The sequence below is a fragment of the Maribacter litopenaei genome (assembly GCF_025244665.1).
Classification (GTDB): Bacteria; Bacteroidota; Bacteroidia; order Flavobacteriales; family Flavobacteriaceae; genus Maribacter; species Maribacter litopenaei.
The window spans coordinates 2,497,934-2,510,293 of record NZ_CP104205.1 but is presented as its reverse complement, the minus strand read 5'-3'; the positions used below and the strand labels follow the sequence as shown (position 1 = coordinate 2,510,293).

10 protein-coding genes and 2 pseudogenes are annotated in these 12,360 nt (G+C 40.8%); 11 read left to right on the top strand and 1 reads right to left on the bottom strand.

Translation table 11 applies throughout. The annotated features are described in order from the left end of the window. Positions 1–7: 7 nt before the first annotated feature. Positions 8–1,597 (bottom strand): annotated as a pseudogene (locus tag NYZ99_RS13550) (peptide chain release factor 3). Between the two features lie 306 nt (positions 1,598–1,903). Between NYZ99_RS13550 and NYZ99_RS13545 the strand changes: the two are divergent. From NYZ99_RS13545 to NYZ99_RS13495, 11 genes and pseudogenes are all read left to right on the top strand, one after another. Further along, the gene (locus tag NYZ99_RS13545; RefSeq protein WP_260571682.1) at positions 1,904–2,350 is read left to right on the top strand and encodes a hypothetical protein; all 447 of its coding nucleotides are present in this window, start codon (positions 1,904–1,906) and stop codon (positions 2,348–2,350) included. Continuing rightward, positions 2,284–2,796 carry a hypothetical protein gene (locus tag NYZ99_RS13540; protein ID WP_260571681.1) on the top strand — a complete coding sequence of 171 codons (513 nt, stop codon included), beginning with the start codon at positions 2,284–2,286 and terminating at the stop codon, positions 2,794–2,796. Before NYZ99_RS13545 ends, NYZ99_RS13540 begins: the two co-directional genes overlap by 67 nt. Continuing rightward, positions 2,744–3,169, top strand: a complete 426-nt coding sequence (locus NYZ99_RS13535) for a hypothetical protein (protein ID WP_260571680.1) — start codon at positions 2,744–2,746, stop codon at positions 3,167–3,169. The genes NYZ99_RS13540 and NYZ99_RS13535 overlap by 53 nt, the downstream gene beginning before the upstream one ends. Positions 3,170–3,191: 22 nt before the next feature. Next, the gene (locus NYZ99_RS13530; RefSeq protein ID WP_260571677.1) at positions 3,192–3,353 is read left to right on the top strand and encodes a hypothetical protein; all 162 of its coding nucleotides are present in this window, start codon (positions 3,192–3,194) and stop codon (positions 3,351–3,353) included. After that, complete coding sequence (locus tag NYZ99_RS13525) at positions 3,337–4,569, top strand: cadherin-like domain-containing protein (RefSeq protein WP_260571676.1); 1,233 nt, start codon at positions 3,337–3,339, stop codon at positions 4,567–4,569. Before NYZ99_RS13530 ends, NYZ99_RS13525 begins: the two co-directional genes overlap by 17 nt. After that, positions 4,520–4,903: a cadherin-like domain-containing protein gene (locus tag NYZ99_RS13520; protein ID WP_260571674.1), complete on the top strand. Its 384-nt coding sequence runs from the start codon at positions 4,520–4,522 to the stop codon at positions 4,901–4,903. The genes NYZ99_RS13525 and NYZ99_RS13520 overlap by 50 nt, the downstream gene beginning before the upstream one ends. After that, the gene (locus tag NYZ99_RS13515; RefSeq protein ID WP_260571672.1) at positions 4,812–5,408 is read left to right on the top strand and encodes a T9SS type B sorting domain-containing protein; all 597 of its coding nucleotides are present in this window, start codon (positions 4,812–4,814) and stop codon (positions 5,406–5,408) included. Before NYZ99_RS13520 ends, NYZ99_RS13515 begins: the two co-directional genes overlap by 92 nt. A 12-nt stretch (positions 5,409–5,420) precedes the next feature. Next, positions 5,421–6,374: a PorP/SprF family type IX secretion system membrane protein gene (locus NYZ99_RS13510; RefSeq protein WP_260571670.1), complete on the top strand. Its 954-nt coding sequence runs from the start codon at positions 5,421–5,423 to the stop codon at positions 6,372–6,374. A 9-nt stretch (positions 6,375–6,383) separates the two neighbouring features. Further along, positions 6,384–8,329: pseudogene (locus NYZ99_RS13505) on the top strand (OmpA family protein). 190 nt (positions 8,330–8,519) lie between these two features. Beyond that, a complete protein-coding gene (locus tag NYZ99_RS13500) occupies positions 8,520–11,423 on the top strand; it encodes a Calx-beta domain-containing protein (RefSeq protein WP_260571668.1) in 2,904 nt (967 codons plus the stop codon). After that, positions 11,359–12,258, top strand: a complete 900-nt coding sequence (locus tag NYZ99_RS13495; protein ID WP_260571666.1) for a right-handed parallel beta-helix repeat-containing protein — start codon at positions 11,359–11,361, stop codon at positions 12,256–12,258. Before NYZ99_RS13500 ends, NYZ99_RS13495 begins: the two co-directional genes overlap by 65 nt. Positions 12,259–12,360: the final 102 nt, after the last annotated feature.

Genomic DNA, 12,360 nt, shown 5'->3' with positions numbered 1-12,360 from the left:
CTCTTTTTCATTCAAACTCAGAAGTAAAGTATAGTTTAACGGAAGGATATTTTTGTTGGGCCATCTGTAAAGAAAATTGAGAATCGGCTAAGAAAACCAATTGTCCTCTCTTGTCCTTTGCCAAAAACTTTTGCTTTACTCGAATAAACTCCTTGTATTCCTCACTTTTTGTATTATCAGTACCAACCCAACAAGCTTTGTATACCGGAAAGTTTTCATAACTACACTTAGCCCCATACTCATGTTCCAAGCGATACTGAATGACCTCAAATTGAAGAGCACCTACGGTACCAATAACCTTTCTGCCATTCATTTCTAATGTAAAAAGTTGTGCTACCCCTTCATCCATTAATTGGTCTATTCCCTTGTAAAGTTGTTTGGATTTCATAGGATTCGCATTATTGATATACCTAAAATGTTCCGGCGAGAAACTGGGTATGCCCTTATAGTGCAATACCTCACCTTCGGTCAAGGTATCTCCAATCTTGAAATTTCCAGTATCATGCAGTCCTACGATATCACCAGGATAAGAGATATCAACAATTTCTTTTTTCTCGGCAAAAAAGGCATTGGGACTTGAGAATTTTAAATTTTTGTCAAGTCGTACATGTAAATAAGGCTTGTTTCTTTCAAAAGTACCGGAAACAACTTTTACAAATGCTAATCGATCTCTGTGCTTTGGATCCATATTTGCATGGATTTTAAACACAAATCCCGTTAAGTTTTTTTCATCGGCCTTTACCAATCGTTCCTCTGCCATTTTTGCCTTTGGAGAGGGCGCAATTTCAATAAAACAGTCCAACAGTTCTCTAACGCCAAAATTGTTAAGGGCGGAACCAAAGAATACGGGTTGTTGCTCCCCTTTTAAATAAAGCTCCTTGTCAAAGTCTCGGATATACGCCCCAAACCAAATCAAGATTTTCCCTAAGATTCTCCGCTGCCTTAGAACCTATTATTTTTTCCAATTCGGACTTTCTATGTCGTCAAAAGCTATAGTTTCTTCAATGTTCTTTTTACTGTCCCCGCTGAATAGATTTATGTTTTTTTCGTAGATATTGTAAATGCCTTTAAAATCATATCCCATTCCAATTGGAAAACTAAGAGGTGTAACAGAAAGTCCTAATTTTTGTTCAAGTTCATCTAATAGATCGAATGCATCTTGACCTTCCCTATCTAGCTTGTTTATGAAAACCAACATTGGTATTTTTCTCATTCGGCAAACCTCCACAAGTTTTTCGGTTTGCTCCTCCACACCTTTGGCAACATCAATAACCACTATAACACTATCAACAGCTGTCAATGTTCTAAAGGTATCTTCGGCAAAATCCTTGTGTCCTGGAGTATCTAGAATATTGATTTTTTTGTCCTTGTAAATAAATGCTAAAACGGAAGTTGCTACCGATATTCCTCGTTGTCGCTCAATTTCCATGAAGTCACTGGTGGCGGTTTTTTTTATTTTATTATTTTTAACTGCTCCCGCTTCCTGTATCGCTCCTCCAAAAAGGAGTAATTTTTCCGTTAGGGTAGTCTTTCCAGCATCCGGATGGGAAATAATACCAAAGGTTCTTCTTCTTTCTATCTCATTCTTAAAGCTCATTCGGTCAAAATTTGCCGCAAAAATAAGCTAATTTGAATATTTATGGAGTTGTGGGGGTAACCACTACTGGTTTATTCCTTTTAATGTGACCTAAAAAATTATAAACGTGTCTTAATCAATACGATAGAATCAGTGAGTTAAGAACTTTTTCACAGTTTATGGAGATTTATCAACAAGTCATCCGAATTACACAATAACTGAAATATTAAGAAGTATCTTGCGTGTAATTTTCGTTAGGAAAAACCCAAATCCTACCAGCTTGAAATTCATATGCTTTGGATATATGTTAATTAAACAATATCCCGTATGGAAGATAGAACATTGAATTGTGGAAGTTTCATAAAGTATCTAGGGAATTTTCTGTTCTTTACATTTCTTTTTTTGGCTTTCCCTTTGGGAATTATGGCCTATTCCAACAAATATTCAACTATTGATTATAATACTATTTATTATTGGGATTATGATGGAGATGGTGTTTATGATGATGTAGATATTGATACTGATGGTGATGGTATTATCAATACTGTGGAGGATGGAAACCTTGATGGTGATAATGATTATACAACTAATCCAACGGATACGGATGGTGATGGAGTGCCTGATTATTTGGATTTAGATTCTGATAATGACGGTATTTTGGATAATCTAGAGTCCCAAAATTTCCATAATTATAAACCCAAATCGGCGTGGATAGTGATGGGAACGGATTGGATGATATATATGAAAGTCACCCTGGGGCAGGAGAAGGAATAGTGTTGAACGATAGGGACAATGATGGTTATCCAAATCAATTGGATATTGACACCGATGGGGATGGTATTCCTGATAATGTGGAGGCTCAAGCAACGGCTAATTATATTGCTCCAAATGATGACTCTCCATCTACCTACATATCAAACCAAGGGATCAATAGCGCATATATTGGGGGATTGATACCGGTAAATACTGATGGTACGCCTCCACCTGATAAGCCAGATTATCAAGATTTTGACAGTGATGACGACTGGGTTCCGGACAATAATGAGGGGAACGATTTCAATTTTGATGGAATACCTGATCAATATGCAACGGGTACAGATATGGATGGCGATGGACTGGATGATGGTTTTGAGGGCAGTGATATTAACGATGGATTTGATGTCAACGATGAGATCGACGATCCGGCCAACCACCTTCCGAGATACGGATGGAACCGATGATGTTAACTTTAGAGATTTAGATGATGATGGAGATGGATTAACTACCCCTGAAGAAGATGTAAACGGAAATAATGATCCCACGGATGATGATACGGATGATGATGGGAGGCCCAACTATTTGGATGTAGACAATAATCAAGGTCCTGATACCGATGGAGATGGAGTTCCTGACATTACGGACTTGGACGATGATAACGATGGAATATTGGATACCGTTGAGGACCCTAATCTGGATGATGATAACGACCCACTAACGAATCCGTTGGACACGGATGGTGATGGCTATCCCAACCATTTGGACATCGACAGCGACAATGACGGAATTCCCGACAACGTAGAGGCCCGGACAACCTCTCGGATACATTGCACCTAACGATGACGATGCCGCCACCTATGTGAGCAACGACGGGGTGAACAGTGCCTATCCCGACGGTTTGACCCCTGTGAATACGGATGGAACAGACGAAGTCGATTATCCGGACGATGATACCGACAACGATTTGGTACCGGACAACAACGAAGGGAACGACTTTAACTTTGATGGTATCCCGGACTGAGACTTTTACTGGAATCGATACAGATGGAGATGGCCTTGATGACGGATACGAGGGCAGTGATGTAAGCGATGGCTTTGATGTAAACGATGAAATCGACGATCCTGCCAACGACCTTCCTGATACGGACGGCACCGAGGATGTGAACTATAGGGACCTGGATGACGATGGTGACGGTATCAACACTCCGGATGAGGATTCCAATGGAGACAGTGATCCGACCAATGATGATACTGATGAAGACAGTACTCCTGACTATTTAGACCCTATTACAGAAATACTCGACGTTGTGGACGACGAGGTCTCCATACCAGAGGATACTGCTACGGAAATCGACGTTTTGGCCAATGATACAGGAATTCCGTCCGATGGAGAGTTGACGGTCACGGATCCATCAAGCGGAACGGTTACCATAGATGATGGTGGCACACCGGACGATATTACCGATGATACAATCGTTTACACTCCAAATGAGAGCTTCAATGGAACGGACACTTTTGAATACACGGTCTGTGATACGGAAGGTAACTGTGACACGGCCACTGTGACCATAACGGTAGGTACGCCACCGGTATTGGATGTTATGGACGACGAGGTCTCCGTACCGGAGGATACGGCTACGGAAATAGATGTTTTGGCCAATGATACAGGAATTCCGTCCGATGGAGAGTTGACGGTCACGGATCCATCAAGCGGAACGGTTACCATAGATGATGGTGGCACACCGGACGATATTACTGACGATACAATCGTTTACATTCCAAATGAAAGCTTCAATGGAACGGACAGTTTTGAATACACGGTCTGTGATACGGAAGGAAATTGCGATACTGCCACTGTGACCATAACGGTAGGTACGCCACCGGTATTGGATGTTGTGGACGACGAGGTCTCTATACCGGAGGGTACGGCTACGGAAATCGACGTTTTGGCCAACGATACAGGAATTCCATCGGATGGAGAGTTGACGGTCACGGACCCTTCGAGTGGAACGGTTACCATAGATGATGGTGGCACACCGGACGATATTACTGACGATACAATCGTTTACACTCCAAATGATGGCTTTAATGGAACGGACAGTTTTGAATACACGGTCTGTGATACGGAAGGTAATTGCGATACTGCCACTGTGACCATAATGGTAGGTACGCCACCGGTTTTGGACGTTGTGGACGACGAGGTCTCCATACCGAGAGGATACGGCTACGGAAATTGATGTTTTGGCCAACGACACGGGAATTCCATCGGATGGTGAGTTGACGGTCACGGACCCTTCAAGTGGAACGGTCACCATAGATGATGGTGGCACACCGGCCGATATTACTGACGATACAATCGTTTACACTCCAAATGAAAGTTTCAATGGAACGGACAGTTTTGAATACACGGTCTGTGATACGGAAGGAAATTGCGATACTGCCACTGTGACCATAACGGTAGGTACGCCACCGGTATTGGATGTTGTGGACGACGAGGTCTCCATACCAGGAGGATACGGCTACGGAAATCGATGTTTTGGCCAACGACACGGGAATTCCATCGGATGGTGAGTTGACGGTCACGGATCCTTCGAGTGGAACGGTCACCATAGATGATGGTGGCACACCTGATGACATTACGGACGATACCATCGTTTATACTCCTAATGAAGGTTTCAATGGAACGGATAGTTTTGAATACACGGTCTGTGATACCGAAGGTAACTGTGATACAGCTACTGTAACCATCATAGTAGAAGAATCTATTACTCAAAAAGTCGAGGTAAATCAATTGTTGACACCCAATGGAGATGGTAAGAATGATTTCCTCTTTATTCGTGGTACAGAGAATATACGACAGAGTACCTTGAAAATTTTCAATAGATGGGGCGTATCCGTTTATGAGGGTGAAAATTATAACAATCAGAACAATGTTTTTGATGGTCGCTCTAGGGGTCGTTCAACACTTAGCGTAAATGATTATTTGCCTTACGGGGTTTATTTTTACATATTCAACTATACTACCTTGGACGGAGAAAATATTGTGGATAGTGAGTATATTTACATCAGCCGATAAAAGCATAACTATATGAATATCAGATACAAGATTCTAACTTTTTTAGCTATAACTTTTATCTTTTTAGATGAGGCGAATGCGCAGCAAGACGCTCAATATACGCAGTATATGTATAATACCATGACAGTTAATCCTGGTTATGTGGGATCACGCGGTCAATTGAGCGCAGCGGCACTATACAGATCTCAATGGGTAGGGTTGGAAGGAGCACCAAGTACTTTTACCCTAAACTTACATTCACCCATTAGAAATAGTAAATTGGGTTATGGGGTATCTATCGTAAACGATGAAATTGGAGATGGGATCGTGCAGGAGACCTATCTCGATGCTATGCTCTCCTATACCATTGATGTTTCCAGGGATGCAAAACTTTCGTTTGGGCTTAAGGCTGGAGGAAATATTTTAAGTCTTGATTTTATCAAACTAAGAAATTTTGATAATGAGGTGGTTCGAACGGATAATATAGATAGCAGGTTTTCCCCAAATTTTGGATTAGGAATGTATTATCACACCAATAATTTCTATGCAGGGCTATCGGCACCTAATTTGTTACAGACGGATTATTTTGATAACTCAAATAGGGATGCTAGTGCGGTTCAATTTGTTTCCCAAGAAAGAATCAATTTTTATTTGATTACTGGCTATGTTTTTGATTTGAACGGTAATCTAAGATTCAAACCCGCTTTATTGACCAAGGTAGTGGGTGGAGCCCCTTTGCAAGTCGATTTATCGGCTAACTTCATGTTTAACGACAAGTTTACCTTTGGAGCCGCCTATCGCTGGGATGCCGCTATTAGTGGCTTGGTAGGTTTTCAAATATCGGAACAGTTCATGTTGGGTTTGGCGTATGATAGGGAAACTACGGAACTTGGGGGAACCCAGTTCAATGATGGTTCATTTGAAGTTTTTCTGAGGTTTGATTTGGTCAGATCCTTTCAACGTTTAGTATCACCCCGATTCTTCTAAAATATGCAAATGTTAAAAAAAGTACATATCCTTTTTCTTATTATAATCTTTCAAATGGCTTCGGGAATTTCGTTTGCCCAAGAAAGGTTTTTAAAAAAGGGAGATGAAAAATATGAAGAGTATTCCTTTAGCCCCGCCATTGATATTTATAAGAAAGTGTTGGACAAGGGGTTTGTATCGGCTGATTTATTGCGAAAATTGGGAAATTCTTATTACTTCAATGCAGACTATAAGGAAGCAGGGAAAATTTATAATAGGTTAGTTACTGAATTTCAATCCGAGGTTACGGCCGAAGACTATTTCAAATATGCCCAAACCCTAAAATCATTGGAGGACTATGATAGGGCAGATGAAATTATGGGCAAGTTTACCGAAATGACGTCCAATGACGTGCGGGCCAAACAATATAAGAGTATGGAAGATTATCTAGCGGATATTAAAAAGAATTCGGTAGGTATGAATTGAATTCTTTCCCTTACAATTCTGCTTATTCAGAATTTGCACCTTCCTTTTATGAGGAAGGTCTTATCTTTTCGTCCGATAGGGATACAGGAAACTTCGCGAGAAATAGACATACTTGGAATGGTCAGGATTTTTTGGACTTGTACAAGGTGAATGCCGACAGTACCTCAAATAGCAAAGTCGTAAAATTAGACGATTATGTGAATACGCGTTTGCATGAATCCACTTCCATAACAACAAAAGATGGGCAAACACTCTATTTTACTCGAAATAATATAGTGGAAGGCAAATATAAAAAGGACGAAGAAGGTATGATTCGTCTTAAGATATTTAGGGCCCAAATGATGGAAGATGGTGTGTGGGGCGAGGTAGAGGAACTTCCATTTAATAGTGATTCCTATTCGGTAGCGCATCCAGCTTTGAGTCCGGATGAAAAGACCCTGTATTTCGCATCGGATATGCCAGGAACATTAGGCGCTTCCGATATATTCATGGTAGAAATCAACAAGGATAGAACTTTTGGTCCTCCCGTCAACTTAGGAGAAAATATAAATACGGAAGCGCGGGAAACTTTTCCATTTGTCACGGAAGAGGAGAATCTCTATTTTTCATCGGATGGACATCCGGGATTGGGAGGTTTGGATGTTTTCGGAACGAAAATAAAACGCAAAGATTTTAACGGTAACGTCATGAATGTAGGCGAACCTGTTAACAGTGTTAAGGATGATTTCACCTTTATTTTTAATGAGGAAAACCGAAAGGGCTATTTTGCATCCAATCGGGATAGTGGAATGGGCTATGATGACATTTATGCTTTTGTTGAAAACGAACCTTTGGTTTTTGATTGTATCCAACAGGTAACAGGAACTGTTAGGGACAAAATTTCCAATCAGGTGTTGGTAGGAGCCACGGTTAAGGTAATCAACGAGGATAATGTAGAGATTTTATCCACCATCACGGATTCAAAAGGAACCTACAGTTTGGTTTTGGATTGCAATCAAGGGAATTTTGTTAGGGCTTTAATGGAAGGCTATACCCCTCATGAGGAGTATATTGGTGTTTCGGACGGCAAACCGAAAATCATCGATTTTTATTTGGAAAGGGACAGAATAACCGCTGGTTACGGGGATGATTTGGCCAAACTGTTACAGCTGAGTACCATTTATTTCGATTTCGACAAATACAATATAAGAAAGGACTCAGAAGTGGAAATAGAAAAGGTAATCGCTGCCATGGAAAAATACCCTAGTCTAAAGATCAAGGTCAATTCCCACACAGATAGTAGGGGACCTGCCGCTTATAATCTTTGGTTGTCTCAAAAGAGAGCAGAATCAACAGTAAATTACATGGTGAACAAAGGTATTTCTAGGGATAGGTTGTTAAGCGAGGGCTTTGGCGAATCTAAATTGTTGAACGAATGTGCAGATGGTGTTCCATGTTCATCTGCTAAACACGATGTCAACAGAAGATCGGAATTTATAATTTTCGAATAAAATAGAACAATAGTTTCAAAATGAGAAGACAGCCAAAAGGGCTGTCTTTTCTTGTTTTGGAGGTCATCATTAAAAAACTGTATAACGTTTTTTAAGGGCTACACTTCATCGATCAGCCCTTTCACAACAATTGTTTATTGATACCCTTCCCAAGCGTTAACTTCGTTTAATTGCAAAAAGTTGTATAGAAATGAAGTTCTTTAAACTGCTTTTGATTATTTCATTAATGGTAGCCGCTAATGTTTCTTGGAGTCAGGAGACCTTTAGGGATAATTTTAGTTCAGCTTCATATTCAAATAATGATGGTAGTCAGAATTTTAGTTCTAATTGGATTGAGAACAATGATAATAACAATCCCGGTAGTGGTTCTACAAGAATTACTTCAGGGCGTTTGCGCTTTTCTAATAGTGATGATGATTGGATTTATCGATTTGTACCATTGGCAGGAGCATCAAGTGTTCAACTAACCTTGGATTTTGACGGTACATCTAGGGGTGGAGAAATCATGGATGTTTACATTTATAACAGTAATACGGCGTTTTGGAATTTGGTAGGGAGTGTAGACAGTAATACTACTGGTACCATAACATACAATCTCACCGCTGCCGAAATCGATTCCAATCCAGCAATCATTTTTTATCCCAGGGATACTGACTGGCAAAATGGAGATACTATTTTTATCGATAATGTGTTATTTACGGCATTTTATAACCCAGTAGTTGAAATCACTGATGTTTCCGTAGATGAAACTGCTGGTACTGTTGACATTACAGTGACCCATACAGCAACTAATACAGGTAGTTTTAGCGTTAACTTTCAAACTGTTGACAATACTGCTATAAGTGGGTCGGACTATACCTTTACTTCGGTACTCTTAATTTTTCACGGTACTGTTGGAGATACTGAAACGGTTACGGTTACAATTTTGGATGATAGTTCACTTGAGGGGCGGGAAAGTTTCATTTTGGACCTAACGGGTTCAAGTAATCCTTCGGTTGATATAACTGACAACGGAACGATTACTATTAATGATGATGAAGTTCAAGTTAACCCTCCTTTGGTGCTGGTTAGAGAGTTTAATGGTAACTTTGACTACACTTCAACGGGAGGCTCATTAAGAACCCTTCCTAATAATAATTCCAATAACGATGCTTGTCAGATACAAGCAACTTCTCAGGCACCACTTTTGGTGGATGTTCCTGTAGGTGCCACTATTGAAAAGGCATATCTGTATTGGGCCCATTCCAATGGTACGTTGGATACGAATGTCACATTCGAGGGACAAAATGTTACAGCTGACCAAGCCTATACATCTTTCATTACTACAAGGCAGTTTAATGGCTACGTAAGTGATGTAACCTCCATTGTACAGGCAAAGGCCAATTTAAACACGGCAGATTTCACGTTTACAGATTTGGATATAGATAATTCAGCCACCTACTGCAGTTCCTCAACGGTATTGGGAGGTTGGGCACTTATGATATTCTATGAGGAGCCATCTTTACCCGTATCAACTATAAATGTGTACCAAGGTTTTTATGGAATAAGCGATGATACCAACAGTTATACATTGGATAGTTTTTATGCGATTAGTGGGGCAGGTTCAAAAGCTTCTTTTTTATCCTGGGAAGGCGATGAAAACATTGTGGGTGCCGGATCAGGGTCGGTGGTGGAAAACTTATCCATCAGTGTGCCTGGAGATCCAGCCGTCAATTTAACGGGAGACGGAGGGCAGACTGGGAATAATCCCTATAATAGTACCATTTATGATAATACCACACCAACAACTATAAATATTACAACATCATACGGCTTGGACTGGGACACATACGATCTAACGAGTATCCTAGACCCTGGCGATACCCAATTCACGGCCAATGTAGCCATGGGTCAGGATTTTGTAATCTCCAATGCCGTGGTACTTAAAGTGCAGTCAAACCTAATTGCGGGTACCGTTTTTGAGGATGTCGATTACGGCGGCGGGGCTGGTAGAAACATGGCCACATCTTCCGGTGTTCCTGTTGTGGGTGCCACCGTTGAAATCTATGATAACTTAGGAAATTTATGGAATTCCGATACAACGGATGCCAATGGTGAATACGCCTTCGGTGGTATGGCAGATGGTACATATAATATTCGTGTGGTGAATTCGACCGTCAGATCCAGCAGGGGAGGGGGAAGTGCATGTTCCACTTGTTGGCCGGTACAAACTTTCAGGACGTCACATAACGGCACCTCCTATAATTATGTAACTAGTGAAATCGGAGGGGCATTTCCCGATCAGGAAGATGTGGGAGCTGGAATATTTACCGGAGCTCAATCCGTTAGTTCTGTAACAATTTCGGGAGGTGGATTGGGAAATATCGACTTCGGTTATAATTTTAATACCATCGTAAATACTAATGAAGATGGGCAGGGATCGTTGGAACAGTTTATCATAAATTCCAACAACTTGGATGAGGCAGGTCTTGATATTGAGGCTAATGGGCTATTTGATCCGGCTTCGGGTGAAGATACGTCTGTTTTTATGATACCATCCTCCGGCGATCCGCTGGGTAGGTCAGCGGATTCCAATTATTACGGAGGGTATTTTGATATTTTTATTTCGAATGGAAATCCTCTTTCGAATATTTCTTCTGATAATACTAAAATTGATGGGCGTACTCAGACCGCCTATTACGGTAACACAAATACTGGTTCAATAGGTGCTGGGGGTACTGCTGTCGGGACCTCTGCCGTAGCATTGCCCAATTACGATTTACCTGAGATTCAGGTTCATAGAAATGGGGGTGATGTATTTAAAATTAATGCGAATAACATCCAAATAAGGAACCTCTCAGTATATGCCAACAACAACGCTGGTATCAGAATAGATGGTGGAAGTATTGATATTCAAAACAACCTTTTGGGGGTTAATGCCTGCGGGGTAAATGCAGGTGATATCGATATTGCAGTAGAGAATTTAGGTGGAAATATGCTGGTAGATTCCAATTATATTGCCACCAATACAGATGGTGGTATACTCATAAATGGTGGAACCTCGAACATTATCCGAGAACAATCATATTACTTCCAATGGCGATGCACCCTGTGATGATAACATCATGATCAATGGGGGCAGTGGTATCGTAATACAACAAAACTTAATTGAGAATGCGGCCTCCTTGGGTATAGATGCTGCCTCATCATCGGGAAATCTTATTATAACCGAAAATACGATAACAGGTTCAGGTCAGGATGGTGGTAATTGTGGTGTGGATCCGGAAGATATGGGTATAGAATTGGCAGGTAGCAACTCTCAAATAACCAATAATGTAATCCACAGCAATGGAGGTGCGGGAATCGCCTTAATTGGGTCCGGGAACGGTAATCTAGTAAGTCAGAACTCATTTTATGCAAATGGTACCAATGCACCAGCCTTGGGTATAGATATTTTAGGCGATGGTGTTACCCTAAATGATTTGAACGATGCCGATGGAGGATCTAACGGCAGCCTCAATTTTCCGATAATATCGGGTGTATATGGAAGTGTTACTTCATTAACAGTGGAAGGTTGGTCACGACCTGGAGCGACCTTGGAATTTTTTATGACCGATATTAACGAAGGCACTGCCAGTGCCGGTGATAATGAATTGGGACTTTTAAGGGACTATGGTGAAGGTCAAGTGTATATAGGAACACTGGTTGAAGGCAGTGGGTCGGATCAGGATTCAAATGTTCTACCATATACCGATATGGACGGAAATACTGACAACACCAACAAATTTAAGTTCACCATTCCATTACCTCCCGGAGTAATCATTGGGGAGTTGATTACGGCTACAGCAACGTTGTCAAATAGCACTTCTGAGTTTTCTCCTTTAAGTGAAATTAGGGCCAACTCTTTGATTACAAATAAGAGGATTACCTATAGGGTAAAGAAAAATTAGGGCCTTTCAGGTATCCTGATAGTAGGAATTTTACATTTCACTATATGTAGAGCGTCATTGACAACAATAATTAGTTCCTTCTCGCACCTATATCTAATATTG